Source organism: Amycolatopsis sp. cg13 (genome assembly GCF_041346965.1).
GTDB lineage: Bacteria > Actinomycetota > Actinomycetes > Mycobacteriales > Pseudonocardiaceae > Amycolatopsis.
The window spans coordinates 8984180-9008600 of the sequence record NZ_CP166848.1 but is presented as its reverse complement, the minus strand read 5'-3'; the positions used below and the strand labels follow the sequence as shown (position 1 = coordinate 9008600).

Annotated in this window: 26 protein-coding genes; 11 read left to right on the top strand and 15 right to left on the bottom strand. The window is 69.4% G+C overall.

Annotated elements, in window-relative coordinates; all coding sequences use genetic code 11:
- Positions 1 to 13 precede the first annotated feature (13 nt).
- Genes AB5I40_RS42220 through AB5I40_RS42210 form a run of 3 tightly spaced genes read right to left on the bottom strand, consistent with a single transcriptional unit; the run spans position 14 to position 2640 of the window.
- Positions 14 to 799, bottom strand: coding sequence for an amino acid ABC transporter ATP-binding protein (locus AB5I40_RS42220; protein ID WP_370935795.1), 786 nt, complete (start codon positions 797 to 799; stop codon positions 14 to 16).
- Positions 796 to 1689, bottom strand: coding sequence for an amino acid ABC transporter permease (locus AB5I40_RS42215; protein WP_370935794.1), 894 nt, complete (start codon positions 1687 to 1689; stop codon positions 796 to 798). Before AB5I40_RS42215 ends, AB5I40_RS42220 begins: the two co-directional genes overlap by 4 nt.
- A 36-nt stretch (positions 1690 to 1725) precedes the next feature.
- Positions 1726 to 2640, bottom strand: coding sequence for an ABC transporter substrate-binding protein (locus AB5I40_RS42210; RefSeq protein WP_370935793.1), 915 nt, complete (start codon positions 2638 to 2640; stop codon positions 1726 to 1728).
- A gap of 247 nt (positions 2641 to 2887) precedes the next feature.
- Between AB5I40_RS42210 and AB5I40_RS42205 the strand changes: the two genes are divergently transcribed.
- The 3 genes from AB5I40_RS42205 to AB5I40_RS42195 are packed head-to-tail and all read left to right on the top strand — an operon-like array spanning position 2888 to position 6149.
- Positions 2888 to 3697 (top strand): GAF domain-containing protein, encoded by an 810-nt coding sequence (locus tag AB5I40_RS42205; RefSeq protein WP_370935792.1) that lies wholly within the window; start codon positions 2888 to 2890, stop codon positions 3695 to 3697.
- Positions 3694 to 4764, top strand: coding sequence for a GAF domain-containing protein (locus AB5I40_RS42200; protein WP_370935791.1), 1071 nt, complete (start codon positions 3694 to 3696; stop codon positions 4762 to 4764). Before AB5I40_RS42205 ends, AB5I40_RS42200 begins: the two co-directional genes overlap by 4 nt.
- Positions 4764 to 6149, top strand: coding sequence for an RAD55 family ATPase (locus AB5I40_RS42195; protein WP_370935790.1), 1386 nt, complete (start codon positions 4764 to 4766; stop codon positions 6147 to 6149). Before AB5I40_RS42200 ends, AB5I40_RS42195 begins: the two co-directional genes overlap by 1 nt.
- A gap of 6 nt (positions 6150 to 6155) precedes the next feature.
- On the opposite strand, the gene AB5I40_RS42190 is transcribed toward AB5I40_RS42195, so the two are convergent.
- From AB5I40_RS42190 to AB5I40_RS42180, 3 genes are all read right to left on the bottom strand, one after another.
- A complete protein-coding gene (locus tag AB5I40_RS42190) occupies positions 6156 to 6854 on the bottom strand; it encodes a TMEM175 family protein (RefSeq protein ID WP_370935789.1) in 699 nt (232 codons plus the stop codon).
- 150 nt (positions 6855 to 7004) lie between these two features.
- Positions 7005 to 7958 carry a hypothetical protein gene (locus AB5I40_RS42185; protein ID WP_370935788.1) on the bottom strand — a complete coding sequence of 318 codons (954 nt, stop codon included), beginning with the start codon at positions 7956 to 7958 and terminating at the stop codon, positions 7005 to 7007.
- On the bottom strand, positions 7955 to 8089 hold the full coding sequence (locus AB5I40_RS42180; protein WP_370935787.1) for a hypothetical protein: 135 nt from the start codon (positions 8087 to 8089) through the stop codon (positions 7955 to 7957). The genes AB5I40_RS42185 and AB5I40_RS42180 overlap by 4 nt, the downstream gene beginning before the upstream one ends.
- Before the next feature lie 235 nt (positions 8090 to 8324).
- Here AB5I40_RS42180 and AB5I40_RS42175 point away from each other — a divergent pair, with 235 nt between their 5' ends.
- The 4 genes from AB5I40_RS42175 (at position 8325) to AB5I40_RS42160 (ending at position 12075) form a co-directional block, all read left to right on the top strand.
- Entirely contained in the window at positions 8325 to 8531 is a 207-nt protein-coding gene (locus tag AB5I40_RS42175) for a hypothetical protein (protein ID WP_370935786.1), read from the top strand.
- A gap of 5 nt (positions 8532 to 8536) precedes the next feature.
- Positions 8537 to 9601 (top strand): serine hydrolase domain-containing protein, encoded by a 1065-nt coding sequence (locus tag AB5I40_RS42170; protein ID WP_370935785.1) that lies wholly within the window; start codon positions 8537 to 8539, stop codon positions 9599 to 9601.
- A 25-nt stretch (positions 9602 to 9626) separates the two neighbouring features.
- Positions 9627 to 10688, top strand: a complete 1062-nt coding sequence (locus AB5I40_RS42165) for a serine hydrolase domain-containing protein (RefSeq protein WP_370935784.1) — start codon at positions 9627 to 9629, stop codon at positions 10686 to 10688.
- Between the two features lie 181 nt (positions 10689 to 10869).
- A complete protein-coding gene (locus AB5I40_RS42160) occupies positions 10870 to 12075 on the top strand; it encodes an LppP/LprE family lipoprotein (RefSeq protein WP_370935783.1) in 1206 nt (401 codons plus the stop codon).
- 136 nt (positions 12076 to 12211) lie between these two features.
- On the opposite strand, the gene AB5I40_RS42155 is transcribed toward AB5I40_RS42160, so the two are convergent.
- From AB5I40_RS42155 to AB5I40_RS42130, 6 genes are all read right to left on the bottom strand, one after another.
- Positions 12212 to 12742, bottom strand: coding sequence for a hypothetical protein (locus tag AB5I40_RS42155; RefSeq protein ID WP_370935782.1), 531 nt, complete (start codon positions 12740 to 12742; stop codon positions 12212 to 12214).
- Positions 12743 to 12788: 46 nt separating this feature from the next.
- Entirely contained in the window at positions 12789 to 13430 is a 642-nt protein-coding gene (locus AB5I40_RS42150; protein ID WP_370935781.1) for a plastocyanin/azurin family copper-binding protein, read from the bottom strand.
- The gene (locus AB5I40_RS42145) at positions 13427 to 13936 is read right to left on the bottom strand and encodes a hypothetical protein (protein WP_370935780.1); all 510 of its coding nucleotides are present in this window, start codon (positions 13934 to 13936) and stop codon (positions 13427 to 13429) included. The genes AB5I40_RS42150 and AB5I40_RS42145 overlap by 4 nt, the downstream gene beginning before the upstream one ends.
- 68 nt (positions 13937 to 14004) lie before the next feature.
- Positions 14005 to 15009: a plastocyanin/azurin family copper-binding protein gene (locus tag AB5I40_RS42140; protein WP_370935779.1), complete on the bottom strand. Its 1005-nt coding sequence runs from the start codon at positions 15007 to 15009 to the stop codon at positions 14005 to 14007.
- A gap of 29 nt (positions 15010 to 15038) precedes the next feature.
- Positions 15039 to 15953, bottom strand: coding sequence for a copper resistance D family protein (locus AB5I40_RS42135; RefSeq protein ID WP_370935778.1), 915 nt, complete (start codon positions 15951 to 15953; stop codon positions 15039 to 15041).
- A 4-nt stretch (positions 15954 to 15957) separates the two neighbouring features.
- Positions 15958 to 16542 (bottom strand): hypothetical protein, encoded by a 585-nt coding sequence (locus tag AB5I40_RS42130; RefSeq protein WP_370940711.1) that lies wholly within the window; start codon positions 16540 to 16542, stop codon positions 15958 to 15960.
- A 104-nt stretch (positions 16543 to 16646) separates the two neighbouring features.
- Here AB5I40_RS42130 and AB5I40_RS42125 point away from each other — a divergent pair, with 104 nt between their 5' ends.
- Positions 16647 to 17405, top strand: a complete 759-nt coding sequence (locus AB5I40_RS42125) for a copper resistance protein CopC (RefSeq protein ID WP_370935777.1) — start codon at positions 16647 to 16649, stop codon at positions 17403 to 17405.
- Positions 17406 to 17562: 157 nt separating this feature from the next.
- Positions 17563 to 18414, top strand: a complete 852-nt coding sequence (locus tag AB5I40_RS42120) for a formate/nitrite transporter family protein (protein ID WP_370935776.1) — start codon at positions 17563 to 17565, stop codon at positions 18412 to 18414.
- Between the two features lie 51 nt (positions 18415 to 18465).
- On the opposite strand, the gene AB5I40_RS42115 is transcribed toward AB5I40_RS42120, so the two are convergent.
- Positions 18466 to 19836, bottom strand: coding sequence for an MFS transporter (locus tag AB5I40_RS42115; RefSeq protein WP_370935775.1), 1371 nt, complete (start codon positions 19834 to 19836; stop codon positions 18466 to 18468).
- A gap of 129 nt (positions 19837 to 19965) precedes the next feature.
- Positions 19966 to 20625 carry a TetR/AcrR family transcriptional regulator gene (locus AB5I40_RS42110; protein ID WP_370935774.1) on the bottom strand — a complete coding sequence of 220 codons (660 nt, stop codon included), beginning with the start codon at positions 20623 to 20625 and terminating at the stop codon, positions 19966 to 19968.
- Between the two features lie 121 nt (positions 20626 to 20746).
- Between AB5I40_RS42110 and AB5I40_RS42105 the strand changes: the two genes are divergently transcribed.
- Together AB5I40_RS42105 and AB5I40_RS42100 are read left to right on the top strand one after the other, a co-directional pair.
- Positions 20747 to 21646, top strand: a complete 900-nt coding sequence (locus tag AB5I40_RS42105) for a shikimate dehydrogenase (RefSeq protein WP_370935773.1) — start codon at positions 20747 to 20749, stop codon at positions 21644 to 21646.
- On the top strand, positions 21636 to 23441 hold the full coding sequence (locus AB5I40_RS42100; protein WP_370935772.1) for a TIM barrel protein: 1806 nt from the start codon (positions 21636 to 21638) through the stop codon (positions 23439 to 23441). The genes AB5I40_RS42105 and AB5I40_RS42100 overlap by 11 nt, the downstream gene beginning before the upstream one ends.
- A gap of 94 nt (positions 23442 to 23535) precedes the next feature.
- On the opposite strand, the gene AB5I40_RS42095 is transcribed toward AB5I40_RS42100, so the two are convergent.
- Positions 23536 to 24402, bottom strand: coding sequence for a LysR family transcriptional regulator (locus tag AB5I40_RS42095; protein ID WP_370935771.1), 867 nt, complete (start codon positions 24400 to 24402; stop codon positions 23536 to 23538).
- Between the last annotated feature and the right edge of the window lie 19 nt (positions 24403 to 24421).

The following is a 24421-nucleotide window of genomic DNA, read 5'->3' as shown; positions in this document are numbered from 1 at the left end:
GGCGCGAGGGAGTTCACAGGACTTTCCCGAGGAATGCTTTCGTCCGCGGATGTCGCGGATCGGTCAGCACCTGTGCCGGATTTCCGCTCTCGACGACGACCCCGCCGTCGATGAACACCGCGTGGTCGGCGACCTCTCGCGCGAACCCGATCTCGTGGGTGACCACGACCATCGTCATGCCCGAGCGGGCGAGGTCCTTCATCACGTCGAGGACCTCGCCGACGAGTTCCGGGTCGAGCGCGGACGTCGGCTCGTCGAAGAGCATCAGTTTCGGTTGCATGGCAAGGGCTCGCGCGATCGCGACCCGTTGCTGTTGTCCGCCCGAGAGCGCGCTGGGATACGACGACGCCTTGTCGGCGAGCCCGACCCGGTCGAGCAGTTCCAGCGCGCGTTTCCGGACGACTTCCCGCTTTTCGCGCCGGACGCCGACCGGAGCCTCCATGACGTTCTGCAACGCGGTCATGTGCGCGAAAAGATTGAACCGCTGGAACACCATGCCGATCTCGGCCCGCCGCCGCTGAACCGCCGACGGCGGCAGTTCGTGCAGCCGTCCGTTGCGCTCGCCGTAGCCGACCAGCTGGCCGTCGACGTACAAGCGGCCGGCGCTCAACGTCTCGAGATGGTTGATCAACCGGAGAAAAGTGGACTTCCCGGACCCCGAAGGTCCCAGCAGCGTCATCACCTCGCCGCGGCGCACTTCGAGATCGATTCCCTTCAGCACGGCGGCGGAACCGAAACTCTTGCAGACGTTCACCGCCTCCACCATCGGTGCTTCGCGGCTCGTCTCGACGGTCGTCATCGGCCCTCCGAAGGGATCTCGGCCGCCGCCCGGCGGGACACGGCCCGTTCGCTGCGGTTGAACCGGCGTTCCAGAAAATGCTGGCCGACGTTGAGCACCGACGTCATCAGCAAGTACCACAGCGACGCGGTGATCAGCAGCGGAATCGTCTTGAAGTTCGTGGAATAGACGAGCTGCGCCGAGTACAGCAATTCCGGGAAGGCCAGCACGCTCACCAGGGACGTCGTTTTCAGCATGGTGATCACCTGGTTGCCGGTCGGCGGGATGATCACCCGCATCGCCTGCGGCAGCACGACGCGGCGCAAGGTGCGCAGCCGCGACATGCCGAGCGCCTGCGCGGCCTCGGTCTGCCCGCGGTCGACCGACAGGATTCCCGCCCGGACGACCTCGGCCATGTAGGCGCCCTCGTTCAGCCCCAGGCCCAGAATCGCCGCGATGAACGGCGTGATCAGGACGTTGGTCGGCGCGGACACGAATTGCGGACCGAACGGGATGCCGATCCCGAGCCGGGGATAGAGCGCCGAGGCGTAGCCCCAGAACAGCAATTGGACGAATACCGGCGTGCCGCGGAAAAACCAGATGTAGAGGGAGGCGAACCCTTTCATCGCCGGATTCGCCGACAACCGCATCACCGCGAGCACGACGCCGAGCACGATCCCGATCGCCATCGCGATCACCGTCAGCTCGATCGTTTTCCCCAGCCCGGCGAGGATTTCGCCGGACCCGAGGTAGTTCCCGACGACGTCCCAGCCGAAGTTCTTGTTGGTGAGCAGGGTGTGGACGAACATCGCCGCCAGCACCGCCGCGACCGCGCAGGTGACCCAGCGCCCGGGACGGCGCAGCGGCACTACCGGTTCTTCCTGGATCCGTGGCGCACTTATCGCTGTCATGTTCCCGTTTCCCTTCCGGGGTCGACGATTGCGCGGCTACGACTGCGCGCCGTTGATCTCCGACTTGTCGATCGCGATCTTCTCCAGGTTCCACTTCTTCAGAATCGCCCGGTAAGTACCGTTCTTGATCAGCACGCCGATCGCCTCGTGCACCGGTTCCACGAGCTTGCTCCCCTTCGGGAACGCGACTCCGCCCGGATTCGGATTGCGGAAGAACGGCCCGGCGGTCTCGAAAACGTCTTTTTGCTGCGCCGCGACCGCCAGCAGCGGCGGCGCGTCCTCCATCACGCCGTCGATGCGCCCGCTCTGCAACGCGAGCTGCGCCTGCGGCCCGTTCTGATACACCTCGACCTTCGCGGCCTGCTTCCCGGCGGCCGCGCACTTCGCCGCCTGCGACGGCAGGAAACTGGTCTGCTGCAAGGATCCCCGGATCACGCCGACGCGCGCGCCGCACACCTGGTCGGCCTTGATCCCCGCCGGATTCCCGGATTTCACCAGCACCAGCGTGCCGTTCCAGTAATAGGTGGCCAGGTCGATCGTGCGCTCGCGTTCCAAGGTGTCGCCGATCGACGACATCGCGAGGTCGACTTTGTTCGACGTCAGCGAGGGAATGATCGCGTCGAACGACGTGTTCACGAATTCCACCCGGACCCCGAGCACGCCGCCGATCGCGTTCGCCAAATCCGGGTCGAGTCCCACGACCTTGCCCGCCTGAACCGACTCGAACGGCGGATAGGTCTCGTCCATCGCCACCCGGAGCACCCCCGCGCTCCGGACCTCCGCGGGAAGCTTGGCCGCGAGCGCCGCGTCCTTGGCGACCGCCGGAATCGCGACTTCCGAAGACGGTCCAGCTGACTCCCCGCCCGCCGAGGAACTCGCTCCGCACCCCGTCAGAGCAGCGCAAACAGCGACAGCGCCAGTGACGATCAGGGCGACTCCACGTCGATTCATACTGTCTCCTTGTCATTCTGTCTCACTGTCTGACAGGAGACTCTCCATGACGGGACCCCACGGGTCAAGAAGCAAAAAAGTCGATCTAGGAACGCGGGATTCGCCGCGGAGACCGGTGCCGAGGCCGGAAGGCACCCATTCCCGGGCATTGTTCCTCTGGCCACGATGGACGGCCGGTTCTAGCGTCGCGATCCGTGCAGTTCTCCGGGGGGAGAGGCTCCGACTGTGGTGATCGAGCAGGACGACTGTGGTGATCGAGCAGGAACTGGCGAAGATCTACGCGGCGATCCGGGCCCGCGCTCTGGCCGAGGGTTCCTCGGTTGCGCTGCGGCACGTGGCCCAGGTGTGCCGGGACCTGCTGGCCGTCGACGGGGTCGGGGTGCGGCTGAAAGACCGGCTCGGTCTCGGCGAACCCGCCTGCGCCACCGACCCGCGCGCCGAACGGATGCTCGAACTCCAGATCACGGTGGGCGAAGGCCCTGGGCTCACGGCGCTGCGGCGCAGGTTCGCGGTGCTGTCCGCGGACCTGGACGAGCCGCGGCGGTTCCGGCAGTGGCCGATGTTCGCGCCCGCCGCGGTCGAGGAGGGGCTGCGCGCGGCGTTCGCGTTCCCGCTGGCCACCGGGGCGGCGTCGCTGGGGGTGCTGGAGTTCTACCGGGAGGCCGGGCGGTCCCTGTCCGACGCCGAACTGGACCTGGCGCTCACGCTGGTCCAGGTCATGACCGGCCACCTGCTCGCCCAGGTGGCCCTCGTGGCGTCGGGCGAGGCGGAGGCGATGGTCGACGAGGGGCTTTACCGCCGCTGGCGCACCGTCCACTCCGCCACGGGAATGGTCGCGGCGCAGCTGGGCTGCCCGGTCGCTGAGGCATTGCTGCGGTTGCGGGCCTACGCGTACGTCAGCGGCCGGCGGTTGTCCGAGGTGGCTGACGACGTCACCGCGGGCGTGCTGCGACTGCCCCCTGATCACCCGTCGTGGCGGCGCGACGGCGACCGCGGCGAAAACGACGCGGGCGAAGGTCCCGACCAGGACGGCGAAAGCGGGAGGCGGACGGAGTGAACAAGCTGAGCGAGGAGTGGGTCCCGATCCTGCTGGAGGCGGCCCGGACGCTGACGGGCCAGCGCGCCGGACTGGACGCCGCGTATCTGCTCACCGGCGTCTGCACGCGATTGCCCGGCGTGGACGAGGCGATCGTGCTGCTGCCCGACGACCGCGGCCGCGGCGTCCCGCTCGCCGGGACCGACTGGCCGCTGTTCGACGACCTGCTCGCCTTCCGGGCCGACGAGGACCTGTGCGGGACGGCCGGGGAAGGCGAACGGGAAGCCGCCGTTTACGCCGATCTCGCCGGTCAGGCCGGCCGGTGGCCGGGGCTGGCGCGGATCGCCGCCGCGCACGGCATCGCCGCCGTGCACACCGTCCCGATGGAGGCGTTCGGCGAACTCGTCGGCACGGTCGTGCTGACCAGCCGCGAGCGCCAGGCGCTGTCCGCGGGCGAAATCGCCTTCGTGCGGGGCTGCGCCGGGATCGCCGCGGCGGGCCTGCTGGCCGACGCCGTCGCCGAAACCCTGCCGTCCGCCGTCCTCCGGCTGAGCCACCACACCGCGCAGCAGGACCAGATCGCGGTGTGGCAGGCCGCCGGGATGCTCGCCGGCCACAGCGGCGTGGACCTCGCCGCGGCGGAGGCGATGCTGCGCGCCCACGCCCGGGACCTGGCCCAGCCGCTCGTGCACAGCGCCGAACGCGTGGCGGACGGCGGCGCGGACGAGATCGCCGGTCCCGGGCACGATACCCGGATCCTGGTGGTGGACCCGGACCGCTTCACGGTCAGCTGTTTGTCGGACACGTTGCGCGCGGCCGGTTTCGACGTCACCGCGGTCGTTTCCGCGGCGGCGGCACAGAGCGCGGTTCCTCCGCCCGTGGCGATCATCGACCAGACCGCCGCGGGCGCCGGCGACTTGATCCGGACCCTCTCGGAAGGACCGGGCACGCAAGTGATCGTGATCTCGCCGGTGGCGGTGCGGCAGGCTCCGCCCGCCACCGCCCGGGTGCTGCCCAAACCGGTCCACCCGTCACAGGTCCTGGCCGTGGTCCGCGATCTGCACCCCGCAGCCCGGCAGGCCGCGTGATGAAACAGAGACTCGCCAGCGGCTGCCAACGGCTGGACGCGATACTGGGCGGCGGGCTGATCGACCCGTCGATCGCCCTGCTGGCGGGAACGCCCGGGTCCGGCAAGACCGTGCTGGCCCAGCAGTACGCGTTCGCCAACGCCGACCCCGCCCGTCCCGTGGTGTACTTCAGCACTCTCACCGAACCCCTGCCGAAGATCACCCAGTTCCTCGACGGCCTCGCGTTCTGCGCGCCGGACCGGATCGGGACGTCGGTGCTGTTCGAAGACCTCGGCGACGTGGTCACCCAAGGCGGGCTGAACGCCGGGCTCGCCCGGCTCACCGAGGTCGCGACCCGCACCCGGTGCGGAATCCTGGTCGTCGACAGCATCAAAGCCCTGCGCTACGCCGCCTCGGACCAGGCCAGCTACACGCGGTTCCTCTACGAACTGGCCGGGCGGCTCAGCGCGCTGGCGACCAGCACCCTGTGGCTGGCCGAATACGACAGCGCCGAACTGGCGTCGTCGGCCGAGTTCACCATCGCCGACGCCACCATCGCGCTGTCCACCCAGGCCAGCGGCCAGCGCACCAACCGCGCCCTGCAGGTGCTCAAGCTCCGCGGCAGCACGTTCCTGCCCGGCTGGCACACCTACCGCATTTCCGAAGAGGGCCTGGACGCCTTCCCCCGCCTCAGCGATCCCACCGACGGCGACGGCACCGTCGACCCCGCCGCCACCGCACGCGCGAGCTCGGGCATCCCCGGCCTCGACACCATGCTGGGCGGCGGCTTCTGGCCCGGTTCGAGCACCATCGTGGCCGGACCGCCCGGTTCCGGGAAAACCGTCATCGGCCTGCATTTCGCGTTCCGGGGCGCGGAACTGGGCCAGCACAGCACTTTCACGACGCTTCAGGAAAGCCAGCTCCAGCTCAGCCGAGCCGTCCACAGCCTGGGCTGGGAACCGCGGTCCGACGCCGTCACGCTGCGCTGCGAATCCCCCAACGACATCTACATCGACCAGTGGTTCTACGACCTGCTGGAATCGCTGACCGCCAGCCGCAGCCGCAGGCTGGTCATCGACAGCCTCACCGACCTCGCCGCGGCGTGCGACGACGACCAGCGGTTCAACGAATTCCTGCACTCCCTGCTGGGCCGGTGCGCTCAGGTGGGCATCACCACGCTGCTCACCCTGGAGATCCCGGATCTGTACGGGCAGGCGGGCCTGTCCGGCACCGGGATCTCCCATCTGTCCGACAACGTGATCCTGCTGCAGTACCAGCGCACCGGGGCGCGCATCGACCGGGCGCTGACCGTGCTGAAAACGCGGGCCAGCCCGAATCTGCCCTACACGACGCCGTTCGAGGTCACCGGCCGCGGGATCGTCATGGACGACGCCGACCGGCCCTGACGCGGCTCACGGCCGGTCGGCAGTCCGCGATCGGCGCCGCAGGAACGCCCGCCTGCCGGGCAGGACGAGCAGCACCAGGCTGTAGTACTGCAGCGCGGGCACGGCGAGGGCGAGGGCCAAAGCCAGGACCAGAGCCAGGACGTTGAGGTAGCTCTCCGTGTAGAGCTCCTGAAGCGCCACCGGATCCCGATCGTCCTCGTCCATCAGCTCCGGCGCGGATTTCAGGATCCGCAGCATCCCGAACCGGCACACCATGCCCGCCAGGAGCGTGGCGTAGTAGAACACCGCCACGAACCGGTCGCGGCCGAAGGCGCCGATCATCTCCGTCGGGAGGGGAAGCACGACGACCGACAGCAGCCACCCCATGTTCCACATCGTGAAGGGGCGGGTGACCGTCGCGACCGAGGAGAACGTCCGGTGATGCTCGCGCCAGATGTTCGCGATGACCGCGAAACTCAGCAGGAAACTCCAGATCTGATCGAAGTGACCGGTGATCACCTCGCTGGCGTGTTCGTGGGCGGAGGCGACCTCGGGGACGAGGTCGACCAGCGGCAGGATCAGCAAGGTGATGGAAATCGCCGTCACCGCGTCGGTGAACAGCACCAGCCGCTCCCCGGAGGCGCCGCCTTTGCTTCGGCCCGGCGCGGAAACCGGCGGGCCGGGCCTTCCCGCGCCGGTTTCGTCGGCGGCGTCGCTGGCACTCATCCGTGTCGCACCTTTCCTCTGTCCGGGATCCCGCGGAGACTGTCACCGCTGGCTGCGGAGATCGCGCCGCGACACGCGAGCCTTGCCGCAACTGCCCGGAAGTCCGTTCCCCAGTGGACGAACGGATCCGGAATCACTTCCCGGGGAGGATCACCGCTCCGCGCCGATCCGGCGATAGTCGCGGATCCCGACGACAGTCAGCGCCACCACGATCGCCCCGGCACAGCAGACCTGCGCGAGCACCGTCGCGCCGAACGGAATGATCCCGTTCTTCAGCACCACGTTCTGGGTCACCGCCAGCGCGATGCACAGAGCCAGCGCCAGCGTCCATCCCGGGCGCGGCTCGATGCGGTGCCGGAACACCAGGTATCCGGCTCCGGCGAGCGCACAAAGCCAGACAAGCGGGGACAAACCGGTGATCCGGTCCGGATCGCCCGGGAGTCCGAACCTGAGCGCGAGCGCGGGAGCGAAGACCAGGCTGCCGCCGACGACCCACCACCACGGCCGTGACGGCGGCAGCGGGGCGTCGACGTGGAAGGCCGCCAGCGACAGCACCAGCGGAAGCCACTGCGGAGCGAAGTACAAGACCGATTCGGGACCGAGATCGGACGAATGCCTGGCGAGGAACCAGAACGCGCCCGCCGCCAGGATCGTCCCGGCGGCGATTCGCGCCATGCGGCGCCACCCGTCCACCAGCAGCACGAGCGGGATCAGCGAGGCTGCCAGCCGGATGAGCTCCGTGGTCAGATCGGACGTCAGCGTCGCGCGGAAGTCCCCGGGGAAAGGGCCGGAGAAGGAGAAGAGCACCCAGAGCGTCTCGCCGGTTTTGCTCGCGGACCTGAGCACGCCCCAGACCAGGCCGAGGAGCGCGACCTGGCGCACCAAATCCCCGAGGGCGACCGTGCGAGCGGGCGCCGCCCTGCCCGCCAGCCGGGTCCGCATCCCCAGGGCCAGCAACGCCCACACTTCGCTCCACAGCGCCGCACGGTCCCGCTCGCCGTGCAGATCGAGCAGGGTGCCGACCAGCTCGTCGCCGCGTTCGGCGCGATACCAGGCCGGGAGCACGCGCACCAACGTGCGGTACCGCGCCTCCGTGCCGATCATGCGCGCACTTCCGCTGAGCGAGACCAGCCGTCGGCGACCAGCCGGTCCAGCACGCCGTCGAAAGTGCTTGCCCGCAGCCGCGCCCCGCGTTCGGACGGCTTCCTCTGGACGACTCCGCCTCGCTCAGCCATGGTCCACATATATCCTAAGACGATATATAGCGGCGTCCGTTGCTTCGTGGACCGCGAAATTTCCCGACGCGACCGCGGGGCCGGGTCGGGCGTGCACTTCAGCCGCACCGCCGGAGCACTGCCCGCACCCGGGGGGGGCTGACCCAGCCGAACGGCGAAGGTAGCGCAGACACCACCGTGAAGTTGGGGGCTCAAGGCCTGTTGGCGAGCGCCAGCGGTTTTTAGTGTCGTCGGCATGGAAATGGAAGCTTCCCCCAGCCGCCAAGCAGGCGGCCCGGCCGTCACCACTCTGCTCTTCCTGTTCTTCGTCGCCGGTGCCGCGACGAACTCGATCGGCGCTTTCACTGGTCTGGACACCATGTTCCGGATGACCGCGGGCGGGATCGCCGTGGCGTGCCTGCTGATCCTGATCGTGCGCTTCATCGCGCGCCGCAAGGGCTGACGCCGGTGTTGAACGCCGTGCCCTTGGTGCTGGCCGCGTCGTTGCTCGCGCCCGCGGCGCCGTCCGCTGCGCCGGACCCGGTTCGGGCGGTCGCACAGGACATCGTCTCGTCCGGCGCGACCGGCGTGCAGATCCGGACAGTCCACAACGGACACTCTCGTGCCGTCACCGCCGGAGTGTCCGAACTGGACTCCCGAAAGCCGGTCTCGCCCCACGGACGCTTCCGGATCGGCAGCGCCACCAAGATGTTCACGTCCGCTGTGGTCCTTCAACTCGTCGCCGAACACCGCATCCAGCTCGACACCCCGGTCGAGCAGTACCTGCCCGGACTGCTCCCGCACGGCAACGAGATCACCGTGCGCATGCTCCTGCAGCACACCAGCGGCCTCTACGACTACACCGAGTCCCTCCCGCTGCTCGGGGCCGGCTTTGAGAAGATCCGGTTCCAGCACCCTTCGCCGGAGTCGATGGTCGCGGTCTCGACCGCCAAGCCGCTGGACTTCCCGCCCGGCAGCAAACATTCCTATTCCAACACCAACTTCATCGTGCTCGGCATGCTCATCGAGCGGACCACCGGACACGCGTGGGGCGACGAAGCGGCACGGCGCATCCTGCGGCCGCTCGGACTGCATCACACGTCGGTTCCCGGGGACCGGACCGGGATTCCGGGTCCGCACGCGCACGGGTACCAGGAGATGAACGGGAAGCTGGTCGACGTCACCGAGCTGAACCCGAGCATGGCCTGGTCGGCAGGCGAGATCATTTCCACCACCGCGGACCTGGACAGGTTCGTCCGGGCACTCGCGGCGGGGCGAGTGGTGCCGCCGGACCTGCTGGCGCAGATGACCGCCCCGCGTTCCGCGACCGAGGAGTACGGGCTCGGCTTGCGCACCCCGGCCACCGCGTGCGGAGCGCGCGTATTCGGGCATACCGGCGGGATTCCCGGGTTCCAGACCGTCGCGTTCACCAGCCCGGACGGGAAACAGCGCGTCGAGGTTTCGGTGACGTTGGGCCGGGGCCCGGACTTCGACTGGACTCGCGCCGTGCTCGACAAGGTTTTTTGCAACTGAGTGCCAACACTGAACAAGGAAACCCATGCTCACTGCTGTGCCCTTTATCCTGACCGCTTCCCTGCTCGCGCCCGCCGCCCCGGCCGCGGCTGACCCCATTCGGACGGTGGCGCAAGAAACAGTCACGGCCGGCGCGACCGGCGTGCAGATCCGGACAGTCCACAACGGACACTCTCGTACCGTCACCGCCGGAGTGTCCGAACTGGACTCCCGAAAACCGGTCTCGCCCCACGGACGCTTCCGGATCGGCAGCACGACCAAATCGTTCGTGGCCACCGTGGTCCTGCAACTCGTCGCCGAGCACCGGATCGGGCTGGACACCCCGGTCGAGCGGTACCTCCCCGGACTGCTGCCACACGGCAACGAGATCACCGTGCGCATGCTCCTGCAGCACACCAGCGGCCTCTACAACTACCTCCGCACGATCTCGCTTGCGGGCACCGATCTGGAGAAAGTCCGCTACCAGCACTTTTCGCCGGAGCAACTGGTCGCCATCGCGACCGCGCAGCCGCTCGACTTCCCGCCGGGCAGCGCGTATTCGTACTCCAACACCAACTACACCGTGCTCGGCATGCTCATCGAACGGACCACCGGGCACGCCTGGGGCGACGAGGCGGCCAAGCGGATCCTGCGCCCGCTCGGCATGCACCACACGGTGATTCCCGGCGACCGCACCAAGATTCCGGGCCGGCACGCGCACGGCTACCAGGAGGTGAACGAGAAGCTGGTCGACGTCACCGAGCTGAACCCGAGCGTCGCCGGCGCCGCGGGCGAGATCGTCTCCACCACCGCGGACCTGGACACATTCGTCCAAGCGCTCGCGGCGGGGCGGCTCGTCCCGCGGACGCTGCTGGGGCAGATGACCACCCCGCGATCGGCGACCGAGAAGTACGGCCTGGGGTTGGAGACCCGGACCACGCCGTGCGGGATTCCGGTTTTCGGGCACACCGGCGGAATTCCCGGCTACGGGACGATCGCGTTCACCAGCGCGGACGGGAAGCGCCGGGTGGAGGCCTCGCTGACGTTCGGGCGCGGACCCGGCAACGCCGCCTTCTCCTCGTTGATCGACAAGGTGATCTGCGCCTGACCGAGGCACGGCCGGAGACCCGGGCCGTCGCCACGAGCACCGCGGCTCGACGGCCTCGGCCCGGGTCGCGTTCGGACTCGTCCGCGCCGGAGAAGCGATCGAACGGCACGAGTTTTTCACTGCTCAGTAACGCGATCCGGCGCCCCTGCGTCTGTCTTGGCACAGACGAGGAGCTCAAGCGATGACCGATTCCCATTCCGGCGGCCCCGCACCGCGGCCGAGCACTTCGCCCGCCGCGTTCCCGTGTCCGTACTGCGCGCTACCCGTCCAGGCGGGCGCGGTGCGGTGCTGGCGATGCGGCAACCGGCTGGTTCTCGCGGCCGCTCCGGGCGAGAGCGTTCGGCGGTTCGCCGCCGCGGCGGGGCTGGCCGCGGGCGGCGTGCTGGTCGGGGTGTCGCCGGTCCTGCCCTGGTTTCAGGTGGTGCTGCTGGGGAACGCGAGCCTGTTCGACGTCGCTCGCCTGGCGAGCAGCCGGACCGTGCCGCTCGTCTTTCTTCCCGTGGCTCTGGCGGTCTGCGGGGCCGCCGCGATCGTCGCGGCGGTCGTGCTGCGGGAGGGCGTCGCTGCCCGGGCGACCGGCTTCGTCCTGTTCGGCGTCGCCGGAGTCCTGGGCGGGTTGCTCCTCGTCAGTCTGCTGAGCGGTCTCGCCGACGCCGGCGGCCTCCTGCGCATCGGACTGGGGCCCTGGGTCGCCGTCGCTGGTGCGCTCTTCATGCTCGTCGGCGCGGTGGTGCCGCAGCCCGCCCACCGACCGCCGCGTGCCTCCGGCCGTGCCGTCTTCTCCAGCGTCGCGTGCACGGTCGTCATCGTGGTCGCCGTGCTGGGATTGACGTCCGCCGTCAGCATCGACCGAGCGACTCGCACCACTGCGGGCAGCACGGCAGCCACGCCGGAGCCAACGCCGGTCATCCCCTCGTCGCCGGAACCCGTTCTCCCGCCGGTGTCCACCAGCGTCCCGACCGCCACCTCGACCTCGACCGAGGAGCCGCCGACTGTCCCGCGCAACACCCTCGCCGACGCCGAAGCGGTCGTCCAAGGGAAGGGGTACCGCCCCTACCCAGGCACCTCGTGGGAATCGTCCGACGGCCTGCAGGTCATCCTCGCCACCATCGCCGAGTCGGCCGACGGCTACGCGAACCGGGCCTTCTTCTTCCACGACGGCAAGTACCTCGGCACCGACACCTCGGCCGACAGCGCCGGAATCCAAGAGGCGTGGTCCACCGACACCACCATCGCCCTCTCCTACGAGCTCTACAACGCCGAAGACCCGCAGTGCTGCCCCACCGCCAACGCGGCGACGGTCCGCTATCACTGGACCGGGACCCGCCTCGTCCCCCTCGACGCGATACCTTCCGCCGACCCCACCGCGAACCCGAGCCGACGCTGAGCCGTTGAGCTCAGCCATGACGAACACAGGCTCAGCGACGGCCTTCGGCCCGGTCGCGCACGCGTTGCCGCAGCCACTCCAACAGCCTCGGATCGGCGCGTTTCAGGAGGAGATCCTCGATCATCGCCTCCAGCACCTAAGGATTCCCGTCGTCCGCCCGGAGGATCACCTGACTGAACTTCAGACCGTAACCGCCCACGACCGCGAAGTCGCGATTCGGCCCGCCGTGAGCCGCCATGAGCAGGCCCGCCGGATCCAGGAAACTCGTCCACCGCGGGATCGCCACCGCCCGGAGGTAGTCCTGTACCTGAGGACCGTACTCGTCCATGGTGTCCGGAAGAAAATCCCAGACATAGCCGCCGAGATGCGAACCCGGGCCGCGATCGGGCGGCGACGCCTGCCTCGTCCGGACGAATCCCCAGTCGAATTTCGGCGGTTTCGCCGCCGAGCCGCCTTCGTAGTACTCCCGCAGCACTCGCGGGATCCCGGAGGCTTCCACGTGAAACGCGATCCTCGAATCCATCGGATAGGCGCGGAACTGCACGAAGGCAGCGTTCCCGCCCGGCGAGGACAGCCACCATCGGCGGATCCGGAGCCGTTTGAAGCCCTCTTCCTTCATCAGCGGATCGACATAGCGTTTCGCAAACTCGTCGAGCAGCTCGGCCATCCGCACCCCCGTTTCCGGCTCTTCGCAGAGTAGCCCAGGCTCGTATTCACGCTTTCCGCGAGCTCACGAGCAGGAGGCAGCCGATCGCGACCGCGGTCACGAGACCGGCGACGAGCAGCTTGGGATCGAGACTCGTGGTCGAGGCGGCCTGGGCGACCGGCGGCGCAGCGGCTGACGTCGGAGGAGCTGCCGCCGCACCCTGCTGGCTCGGTGCCGCGGAAGTGGCCACTGTGGACGGTGGCGTTGTAGCAGTGGGCACTACTGGAGGCGCTGCCACGGCAGTACGGCTGGGAGCGGCACGCGAAGCTGGTGCGGCAGAAGGGGTTCGAGGGGGCGGCGGCTGGGTGGCGGCCGCCGGTTGGACGATGACCTGCGCTCGCATGTCCGGGTGCACCGAACAGTAATAAGAGTAGGTGCCGGGGGTGCGAAAGGTGTAGTTCCAGCTCTGCCCCTGCGACAGCTGCGGGCTGCGGAACGCGACAGGCGCGCTGGTGGTGACCACGTCGTGCGGAGCGGTGTCGTGCTGAATCCAGGTCACAGTGTCGCCGACGTGCACGGTGAGCGACGCGGGCGAGTAGGCGTAGTCCTGCATCATCACGGTCTGAGTCGCGGCGGCGGCCGGTGCCGTCACCGGAGCAGCGAGCGTGAGCAGCACCGCGGCGGCCAGGAGGGCGAGAAAGCGTTTCACTGAACGAGCTCCCCGGCGAACTCGACGCGAATCGGCAGGCGGGCGAGCAGTCGCGCAACCCGGCCGACGGTCTGAAGCGGACGGCGCGGCGGCGGCAATGTCCCGCGCAGCCACAGGATGACGCGATCCGGCCCGGCGTCGCGAAGTTCGCCGCCGAACACCAGATCGCGTGACGAGTCGCCGAAATCGAGCCGTCCGGCGAACTCGACCGGCGGGCGTTCGGCGATTTCCTCGGCGGCGAAGTGCACCTCGCCCAGTTCCCGGGTGACCATTGAGGACGGAAGCGGGAAGACGGACCGGAATGACGAACCGTCGATCTCGGCGGTGAGGCGGCTGCCTTCCGGGTCGCGGGTGAACGTGGCCCGGCGGACGGTCAATCGCCCGCGCAGCACGGGAATCCCGAGCAGCCGCTGCGTCAGCTCCAGGACGCAGCGGTCGGGCCGGATCCGGTGCACGGCATGGTCAGCGGCGGCGGCCGAGGGCAGGAACCGGGTGTCAGTGGGCACGAAGTCCTCCGGGGATCGAGGTGGTCCGGGGCGGGCGCGGCGGCCCGCCCCGGACCGGGTCGGCACGCTCAGCAGGACGCCTGGTTCAGCAGCGGCGTCAGGACGCTTTCGAGCCAGACAGTGTGCGTTTTGATGTACTGGTCCAGATTCAGCAGGTCAGTGACCTGCTGGCCGGGCGACTCCTCGAGATGCGCGGCCTTGATGTGCGCGATGATCGGCGCGAGCGTGTCGGTGACGACCTTGTCGGCCGAACCGTCGAGCACGGGCTTGAGCACGCTTTCCAGCCAGACCGTGTGCGTCTTGATGTACTGGTCCAGATTCAGCAGATCGGTGACCTGCTGGCCGGGCGACTCCTCCAAGTGCGCGGCCTTGACGTGGTCGAGGATCGGCTGCAGCACGCCCTTGGGCACGCAGTTTCCGGGCGGCGGGTCGGTCGGCATCGGCATCGTGTGCGTCGGGCTGGACGGCGCGGTCGGTGTCGAGGACGAAGACGGCGGGGCGGTCGGCGAAGAAGGCGGCGGGGCGGGAGCGCCTTGGACCGTCACGGTCGCCTTCATGTCCGGATGAATCGAACAGTAGTAGGAGTAGGTGCCTGCCTTGGTGAAGGTGTGGGAGAAGGTGCCGCCGGTCTGCATGGTCGGCGACGTGAATTTCTCCGGGCCGTCGGTGACGACGACGTTGTGCGGCGCGGAATCGTGATTGGTCCAGGTCACCGTGTCGCCCGCGGAGATGGTCAAGCTGGCCGGCGAGAACCTGTACCCGCTCATCTCGACCGACTTGGCCGAGCCAGCCGCCGCGGCGGGAGCGGCGCCTCCTTGCTGCTGCGCGATTCCTTGGTAAAGCGGCACGGCGAGCGGGCTCTGCTTGGCCAGCGCCGCCAGGTCGACCTGCGGCGAGGCAGGCGCGGCGACCGGGGCGGTCTGCTGTCCCGTGCGCAGGGTGGTGAGACTGACCAGGGCCAGCGCCAGTGCGACGACCGCGACCGCGACCGGCCACCGGCGCCGGCGAGCCGCCTCGGGCGGGGCTTCCGGCCGCGTTCCGGCGGCGGCAGAGGTGGGTTCCGGGTTGTCCATCAAGGAGATTCCTTTCCGGGGTGGGACGTTCACCGGCCGGGACTGGCGGTGACGAGGAGGCTCGCCGCGAACAGCACCACGACGACGAGCGTGGCTTCCGCGGCGACGGAATAGACGAAGGGACGGACCGCGCCGGCGTCTCCGCGCAGCACCACCGCGAAGTCGAGCCGCCGCGCGACCCAGCTCTTGCTCGCCTGGGCGAAGAGCAGCACCACCGCGAGCGCGGCGAGTTTCGTCAGCAGGATCCGGCCGTAGCCGGTGGTGAACACCCGCTCGACGTCGCCGAGCGTCTCGAGCGCGAGCACGGCCCCCGCGACGATCACCAGGAGCACCGCCGTCAGGGCGAGTTTTGAATAACGGGGCACGACGTCGGCGAGTTCGCCGGGATCGCGCCGGGACAGCACGCCGAACAACAGCATCGCGAGTCCGCCGATCCACGCGCAGATTCCTGCCAGGTGCCCGAAATCCGCGAGCTGGCTCAGCAGCGGATGCGCGCTCTCCGCGGAATGCCCGGTCAGGCCGGTCGTGCGCAGCAGCCCGGCGGCGACCACCCCCGCGCCGACCCGCCACGCCACCGAACCCGCAGCGCGGCGGCCGCGTTGCAGCACGTCGGCGAGAACCACTCCGGCGAGCACCCACACGAGCGCCTTGGCGAACCAGATCCGGCCGAACTGGCTGTCGAGGACCTGGCCGAGCAGATCCGGGTCGACCAGATCCGCCGGGGACCGCTGTGCCACCCACGTGCCCTGCAAGCCGAGCCCGGCCACTGTCCCGGCGAACCCGAGGACCCAGCCGGTCACCAGCACGCCGCGCGCCCGGCGGCGGTCCGCTCCCGCTGGCCACAGCAGCGCGAGAAAGAACAATCCGCCGACGAACAAGGCGAGCCCGGAGTAGTCGACGCAGCGCGCGAGGACGTACCAGAATTTCGCGGAACCGAGGTCCATGGGCTCAGCCGCCGCTCGACGGGATCGCCGCGGGTTGCACCGGCGGGCAGGAGCCGAGGATCGTCGAGAGGAGCCCGTCCGGTCCGGTCACGCCGATCCCGGTCGTGAGACCGCCGATCAGCGGCAGCCCGCTCACCGTGTCGAGCACCGGCTGGACCGCGCCGGGCTGGCACGTCGGCGTCCCGCTCGGCGGAGGAGTTCCCGTCGGGGTCTGCGGCGGTGTTTCCGGCGGGGCGGGCGGCATCGGATCACCGGACGGCTGCGGGATTTCCCCGGTCGGCGGCGGGACTTCGCCGGACGGCGCGTCGGCCACCGGAGCCGCGGGCGGAGGCGCGTCGACCGGCGGGATCCCGCCGCCGGGCACCGGCGGCATCGGCTGCACGGCGCCCGGAGGAGGCAGTTCGCCGTTGGGCAGAACCGGTTGCGGTGCGGGCGCCGCCTGCGCCGGAGCCTGATCCAAAGCGACCGGACCGCTCGCCGCAGTCGTCTTCAAGCCGATTCCCGAGGCGTACCCCACCACGACCACGACCGCGCCCGCCAGACAGGCCGCGACCACCTGTTCCCGCCCCACTGAAGCCACCACAAGCATTTCCTTCCCCGACGCCTGCCGACGACCCGGCCGGATCACGACGGGGAGCACCACATCAAACCGCGCGTTTCTCCAGCCGACTCAATCATGACGGGAACGTAAAATTGATCTCCGAACAACAACCGGCAAACAGTGAATTCGACACTGCCGCCGACAGTGAGAACTATTTAACCTTCGCGTTTCGCGTTCGACCCGCCGCCGACAACGCGGTACCGAAACCATCTCGTTCCGACACCTGTCCCCTTAGCGAAGCAGGGTTCATGCGACCATCTTCCGGGATTTCCGTCCCCGTCCGCCGCCAACCGAGCCGGGGCGCGCTTCTCGTGCGCGTCCTCGCGGTTATCGCGTTCAGTCTCTTGGCAACATTTTTCCCCACCTCGGCAGCCGAGGCGCACAGCTTTCTGGAATCGAGCACACCTGCGAAGGATTCCGAACTTTCCGTCGCGCCCGCGAAAATAGTGCTCACCTTCAACGAACCACTGGACCGCGGTTTCACCGAATTGGCGGTACTAGGACCGGACGGTGCGACACATTGGGAGTCGGCGGCCGCCACAGTCACCGGCCCGGCCCTTTCCGCACCCGTGAAACCGCTCGGCCCGGCCGGGAAATACACAGTGGAATACCGCGTCGTGTCAGCCGACGGGCATCCCGTGTCCGGTGCCTATTCCTTCACCCTCACCAAAGCAGGCACCGGCGTCGCACCGGCAGCCGCTCCCCCTCCCGCGACGCAAGCCGCACCAGCCGTCGCCAATGACGCGAGCAGTGGAATCCCGGTCTGGGTGTGGATCGCCGCCGCGGCTGTGCTGCTGATCGCGGGCGGAATCGTCGCGGCCCGGATCAGCCGCGTTCCCGCACAAGACTGAGCGACTGTCCGAAATGGTCCTCGGCGCCGCAATTCACCCGCGCGGGCCGCGGCCTGTGCGCACTCGGATACCCGTTGCTGATCACCGCGCTACCGGAGCGAAGAATCCGCGCGGTCGAATGCCCGGGTACCTGACCTCACCGGAAGGCTTTCCTCCCATGCCGATTCCCGTGTCCGATGCCCTCGACCTGCAAGCAGACGTCGCCGACGGGAAGATCGACGACCTGCGCCGCCCCGGCCGCTACCTGGTGAGCTCGATGCTCGCCGGGGCCTTCATCGGGGTGGCGGTCGTACTGCTGCTTTCCGCGACCGGACCGCTCAACGCGGCGAGTTCCCCCTGGACCAAAGTGGTGCAGGGGCTGGTGTTCGGGATCGCCCTGACCGCCGTCGTGTTCGCCGGCGCGGAACTGTCCACCGGCAACATGATGACCATGGTCCAGGGCGTCCTGGTCCGGCGGCGCGGGGTCGGCGCGGCGGCCGCGGTCATCGTGGTGTCGTTCGTCGGCAACCTGCTCGGTTCGATCGTGTTCGCGTGGCTGGTCCACGAAGGCGGGGTGCTGTCGATCGGCGGCGCCGGCGGCCACGCCGGGCCTGGAGCGGCCTTGCTCGCGAGCCTGGTCAAGGCGAAAGCCGCGGAGTCCGCCAGCGCGCTGTTCTTCCGCGGCGTGCTGTGCAACTTCCTGGTGTGCCTCGCCGTGTGGATGGCCGCGCGCACGAAGTCGGACGGGGCCAAGCTGGCGCTGATCTTCTGGTGCCTGCTGGCCTTCATCAGCTCCGGATTCGAGCACGTGGTCGCCAACATGACGACGTTCTCGCTCGGCCTGATGAACGGCGTCCCCGGCGCGACCGTCGGCGAATTCGGCCGCAACCTGCTGTTCGTGGGCCTGGGCAACCTGGTCGGCGGCGGTCTCCTGGTCGGCGCCGCCTACACCCTGCTGGGCAAGCGCTCCCGCCCGGAACGCCCCGCCGCGACACCCGCTCCGGAAGAACTCGTCACGGCCGCAAGCTGATCGAGTCAACGCCGACGCTGCGGCAGATGTCGCAGCGTCGGCGTTTCCGCGTCAGGCCGCCACAATCCGGCTTTCGTCCGCCGCACGCGGCGCTCGGTGGCCCAATTCTTCAAGCGGCGTCCGGTAAGTCTCGCGCATCGTCAGCACCGCGAGCCCCGCCACCACGGCCGCTCCGGCGGTCAGACCGGCGACCGGCAGCCAGTTCTTCAGGTCCGCTCCGGCAAGCGCCGCCGCGATCGACGGCGCGAAACCACCGAGCGCGAAGCCCAATTGCGTGCCGACAGCGACCCCGGACATCCGCACCTTCGTGCCGAATTGCTCGGTCCACAAGGCATACCCGATCCCGCCGTACGCGCTATACACGACTCCCGACAGCAGGATCCCGAACACGAACACCAGCACGACGTTCGCCTGGCTGATCGACCAGATGAACGGCCAGATCAGCACCGCCACGCCCAACGACGCGACCGCGAAGACCGGTTTGCGGCCGAACCGGTCGCCTGCCTTGCCCCACAACGGAATGGCGGCCAGCGCGACCACGTTGCTCAGCATGATCATCCACAGCATCGAACTGCGGGACAGGCCGATCGTGGTCGCCCCGTAGGTGAGCGAATAGATGCTGACGATCGTGCTGGTGACCGAAATCAGCGCGCTCACCACGATCTTGAGCACGTCAGGCGTGTGGTGTCGCAACAGCACCAGCAGCGGAGCCTTGGGAACAGCGTTCTGCTTGCGCGCGGCGGCGAATTCTGGGCTTTCCTGCAGCGACCGCCGGATCCACCAGCCCGCGACGGTGACCAGCGCGCTGAGCAGGAACGGGATCCGCCAGCCCCACGACAGCAGCGCGGAGGTCGGCATCGAGGACAGCGGGAGGAACACCGCGGTCGCCAGGATCAGGCCGAATTGCGTGCCCGCCAAGGTAAAACTGGTGAAGTAGGCGCGTTTGCCCGGCGGCGCGTGTTCCAGCGTCGCGGATCCGGCGCTGGACTGTTCGCCGGCGACCGCGAGCCCTTGGACGAGCCGCAGCGCGACCAGCAGGATCGGGGCGGCGACGCCGATCGTGCCGTATCCGGGCAGGACGCCGATCAGAAACGTCGCGGCGCCCATGCCGAGCAGGGTCAGCAGCAGCACGCGTTTGCGGCCCAGCGTGTCGCCGAGATGCCCGAGGATGAACGAACCGACGGGACGGGCGACGTAGGCGACGCCGAACGTGGCGAGCGAGGCGATCGTCGCGGTCGCGGCGTTGCCCGCCGGGAAGAACACCTTCGGGAAGATCAGCGCCGCGGCGGTGCCGTAGATGAAGAAGTCGTAGTACTCCAGCGCGCTGCCGATCCACGAGGACACGGCGGCCTGGCGTGGGGTGCGGCGGGCGGCGCCGGACGATGCGGGGTCGTGCTCCTGGCGCGGGACAGCGTCGTCCACGTCAGCCTCCTTGATGACCGCGGCGGCGGTCGACGGGTCCGTCCGGCCGGAAGGGACCGGCTGTTTATGTACCGGATAGTGAGTTAGCCGCCGCTGGTGTGTCAAGACCTCGGCGCGAATCCGGTCCGGTCAGGCCCGCCCGACGTGCGCGGTCAAGTACTCGAGAACCAGGTCCCCCAGCATGCGCCGGTAGTGGTCGCGACGGGAAGGATCCAGCAGGTCGCGGTCGAAAATGACCTGGAAGGTGTGCTGGTTCGCGGTCCGGAACACGCAGAACGCGCTGATCATCATGTGCACGTCGAGCGCGTCGACGTCGTCGCGGAACAGGCCGGCGGCGCGGCCGCGCTCGAGGATGCCGGCGAGCACGTCGACCGCGGGCGCTGCGAGGCCGGACAGGATCGGCGAGGTCCGCAGATGCCGCGCGTGGTGGATGTTCTCGATGCCGACCAGCCGGATGAACGCGGGATGCGATTCGTGGTGGTCGAAGGTCAGCTCGGCCAGCGCCCGCATGGCGCGCGCGGGGTCGAGATGGTCGACGTCGAGCTGCTGTTCCAGGGCGCGGATCCCCTGGTAGGCGCGCTCCAGAACGGCGACGTACAGCCCTTCTTTGCTGCCGAAGTAGTAGTAGAGCATCCGCTTGGTGGTCCTGGTGCGCGCGGCGATCTCGTCGACGCGGGCGCCGTCGTAGCCGCGGTCGGCGAACTCGCCGGTCGCGACGTCGAGGATCTCGGCGCGGGTGCGCTCCGCGTCCCGCTGCCGCTCCGGCGCGTCGGAGGATTCGGCGCTCACGGGATCGTCCTCGCTGCTCGGCTCATCTCGCCGAGGATATCCGGCCGCCGCTTCCCTTTCGCGCTCGGACACGGTACAAGTAACTAACTAGTACATTCATTGACTGCGAGGAGCCGTGCGCATGTCCCCCGACCGCACCGTGCCCGGCCGGCTGCTGACCGGCCTCGTCGGGACCGGGATCGGCCCGTCGCTCTCCCCCGCGCTGCACGAGCGCGAGGCGCGCGAACTCGGCCTCGAGTGCACCTACACCCGGTTCGACCTCGACGTGCTCGGCGTTCCGGCCGAAGCCGTCGGCGAGCTGATCGCCCAGGCGCGCGCGGAAGGCCTGGCCGGGGTCAACGTCACGCATCCGTGCAAGCAGCTGGTGATCCCGCACCTGGACGAGCTGTCGCCGGACGCGGCGGCGATCGGCGCGGTCAACACCGTCGTCTTCGAGGACGATCGAACGATCGGGCACAACACCGACTGGTCCGGATTCCGCGACGGCTTCGTCGCCGGTCTGCCCGACGCGCCGCTCAACCGAGTCGTGCTGCTGGGCGCGGGCGGTGCGGGCGCGGCCGCCGCGCACGCGCTACTAAGCCTCGGCGCTGAATCGCTCGCCGTGCTCGACACTGACACCGCCCGCGCGGCCCGGCTCGCCGACGATCTCACCGCGCGGTTCGGAACCGGCCGGGTGCGGGCCGGGCACGGTCTTGAGCAAGAACTCTCCGAAGCCGACGGCTTGGTGCACGCGACCCCCGTAGGCATGGCCGACCACCCTGGCCTGCCGCTGCCGATGTCGTTGCTGCGCAAGGAACTCTGGGTCGCCGAGATCGTCTACCGTCCATTGGAGACCCCGCTGCTGCGCGCCACCCGCGGGCTCGGCTGCCGCACCCTCGACGGCGGCCGGATGGCGGTGCACCAAGCCGCCGCCGCGCTGAAACTGTTCTGCGGCCGCGAACCCGATCCGGCACGGATGTTGCGTCACCTCACCGAACTGGTCGGCACCGAAACCCCAGGAGGCACCAGCCGTGTCGCGTGAACCCCGCACCGGAATCGCCACCGTCTGCCTCTCCGGGACGCTCGACGACAAGCTTTCCGCCGCCGCGGCAGCCGGATTCGACGGCGTCGAGATCTTCGAGCCCGACCTCGTCGCCTCCCCCATGCCGCCCGGCGAAGTACGGCTGCGCTGCGCGGACCTCGGCTTGTCGATCGACCTCTACCAGCCCTTCCGCGACCTGGACTCGACCGACCCGGACCGGTTCGCGGCGAACCTGCGCCGCGCGGAACGCAAGTTCGACCTCATGGAAGAACTCGGCACCGACACCATCCTGGTCTGCTCCTCCGTGGCCGACGACGCGGTCGCCGACCTCGACCGCCTCGCCGAGCAACTGCACGCACTCGGCGAACGAGCCGGCGCGCGCGGGCTGCGAATCGCTTACGAGGCACTGGCTTGGGGCAAGGAAGTGTCCACTTACGACCGTTCCTGGGAGGCCGTGCGCCGCGCTGATCATCCGGCGCTGGGCCTGTGCCTGGACAGCTTCCACATCCTCTCGCGCGGCTCGGATCCCGCCGCCATCGCCGACATCCCCGGCGACAAGCTGTTCTTCCTCCAACTCGCCGACGCGCCGCACCTGTCGATGGACGTCCTGCAGTGGAGCCGCCACCACCGGCTCTTCCCCGGGCAAGGCGCGTTCGACCTGCCCGGCTTCCTCGCTCCTGTGCTCGCCGCCGGATACACCGGACCGCTGTCGCTCGAAGTGTTCAACGACGTCTTCCGCCAAGCCGATCCCGACCGTGCCGCGATCGACGCGCACCGGTCCCTGCTCGCGCTCGCCGAAGCCACGAACCCCGTTGCGCAACCCGCACCAGAAGTCCGCGGACCGGCCTTCGTCGAACTCTCCGCCGACGACTCGCTGGCCCCCGTCCTGTCCGCGCTCGGCTTCGCGCGCACCGGAATCCACCGCACCAAACCCGTGGAACGCTGGGAACAAGGCACCGCGCGGATCCTCGTCAACCGCTCCGGCGGCCCAGCAGCCGTCGCCGCCCTCGCCGTCGAATCCGCCGACCCCGCTGCCGCCGCCCGCCGCGCCGTCCGGCTCGACGCGACCCGCCTGCCGCGAGACCGAGGCCCCGCCGAAGCGGACCTCGCCGCCGTCACCGCGCCGGACGGAACAGCGTTGTTCTTCTGCCGCACCGGAAACGACGACGACTGGACCGGAGATTTCGTGCCCACCGGCGAAACCGCCGACGGCATCGGGATCACCGGCATCGACCACATCGGACTGGCGCAGCCCTTCGACCACTTCGACGAAGCCGCCCTCTTCTACCGCACCGTGCTTGGCCTGGAACCCGCCGCGACCGGCGAGTTCGCCGCGCCTTTCGGCCTGGTCCGCAGCCGAGCCGTCGCCGACCCGCACCGCCGGATCCGGCTCGCACTCACGGTTTCCCTGCTGCGGCGCGGCGAATGGGCGCCCGGGGTGTCCGAACCGCAGTACATCGCCCTCGCCGTCGACGACATCCTCGCCGCGGCCCAAGCCGCCCGCGCCGCCGGTGCACCAATGTTGGCCATCCCGGACAACTACTACGCCGACCTCGACGCCCGCCTGGACCTGCCCGCGGACCGGCTCGCCGCCTACCGGGACCTCGGCGTGCTGCACGAACGCACCCCGGAAGGCGACTACCTGCAAGCCTGCACCGAAGTCCTCGGCGGCCGGGTGTTCCTCGCACTGGTCCAACGCCTCGGCGACCACGACGGCTACGGCTGGACCGATGCTCCGGTCCGCATGGCCGCACACCGCCGCCGCCGGATCGCCCGGGCGCACGTACCAGCCTGAACTGTGCCTTCGCCTCGGACGCGCCGATGACGAAAAAGCTTGCCACGCAGGCTATTCCTTTCTCATAGATCCACAGTAGACAGTCCTGCTGCAGTCACCGGCGAGGAAGCAGCGCGAGGAACGCCGCCGCGGCGGGAGTCGGCGGCCGGGTGGCCGCGTGGACCGCGACCACCTCGCGTTCGATCGGCGGGTCCGTCGCCAGAGTGCGGACTCCGGGATGGTGCCGCACCGTTTCCGGCGGAACGAGCGCGATGCCGATTCCTTCGCCGACGACGTCCAGGAGGTCGTGGACGGAGTCGACCTCGCAGATGCCGCGCCGGGACAGTCCGATGTGGTCGCAAGCGGCGTCGATCCGGGTGCGCAGAGCCGAATCCGCGCGGTATTCGATGAAGTCGCGATCGGACAGTTCCGCGAGGGCGACGCGATCGCGTTCAGCGAGCGGATCGGTGGCCTTCACCGCCAGCACCAGCGATTGGGCGGCGAGCGCGCGGTGCTCGACGTGCCGGGTGTCGAAGGGGCGGTCCACGAAGGCGAGGTCGAGTTCGCCGTCCACGACGTCGCGGATCAGCCGGGGCACGGAATCGTGGCGCAGGTGGAGGTGCACTGCCGGGTGGCGGGCGTGGAAGCGGGCCAGCAGACCGGGCAACGGAACGCCGCCCATCGCTTGGATGGCGCCGACCCGCACCCGGCCGCGCAGCACCCCGCGGACGGCGGCGACCGCGTCCTTGCCTTCTTCCGCCGCAGCAACCGCTCGGCGCGCGGACGGCAGCAGGGCGCGGCCGGCCTCGGTCAGCTCCACCTTGCGCCGGGAGCGGGTGAACAGTTCTGCGCCGACTTCGCGTTCCAGCGCGGCGATCGAACTGGACAGGCTCGACTGCACCAGGTGCACGCGGGCCGCGGCGCGGGTGAAATGCAGTTCGTCGGCGAGCACGAGGAAGTGTTCGAGCTGGCGCAACTCCATGGATCGACTGTATCGATCG